The sequence below is a fragment of the Slackia isoflavoniconvertens genome (assembly GCF_003725955.1).
Classification (GTDB): domain Bacteria; phylum Actinomycetota; class Coriobacteriia; order Coriobacteriales; family Eggerthellaceae; genus Slackia; species Slackia isoflavoniconvertens.
On the sequence record NZ_QIBZ01000048.1, the window covers coordinates 1 to 564 of the forward strand.

Sequence of the window (564 nt, forward strand, 5' to 3'; positions counted from 1 at the left end):
TTGTAGTACCGACCATTGCGCTGTCAACCGAAGCCCAAGAAGGCTCCATGCAATGTTGACGTTTCGTTGCGAAAACGAAAAAGCGCGGCCTGGCCCCGACCGCGCCTCGCTCCACGCAAACGAACCGCACCGCTATTTCACGAACACGAAGGTATCGTTTGTCGACACCTCCTGGTCAAACGTATACCCTGCCGCATCGAAGCGCTTGATGTCTTCCACGCGCCCGATCGCGTTTTCGGCGCACCAGCGCACGAAGGTGCCGCGCGCCGCCTTCGCCTCAGTCGAGCGCTGCACAAGCTTGCCGGCGCGCAGCGTGCCGAACAGGCAGGTCAGCACACGCACGGGCGAGCCCGCCTTGGCCGCCGCCTTCGCATGCGACAGCACGGCTTTCGCATATTCGACCGACGCGAGGTTCACGATGACGGGCTCTTCGGGCGCGGGCACACCAGTGGAACCCGCCGCATCAGGCTGGACGCCACCGGAATCGGCCGCAAGGCCATCCGCCTGGCAGCCTTCGTTCTTGTCGCAATCGGACGCGGGCGCACCGCCCCCGTTCGTCGGCCC

The 564-nt window shown here is 64.9% G+C and carries 1 protein-coding gene; it reads right to left on the reverse strand.

What is annotated here, in order from left to right; all coding sequences use genetic code 11:
- Positions 1–132: 132 nt before the first annotated feature.
- Positions 133–564: peroxide stress protein YaaA (gene yaaA, locus DMP05_RS09690; RefSeq protein ID WP_123220241.1), on the reverse strand; the 432-nt coding region annotated here is incomplete at its 5' end.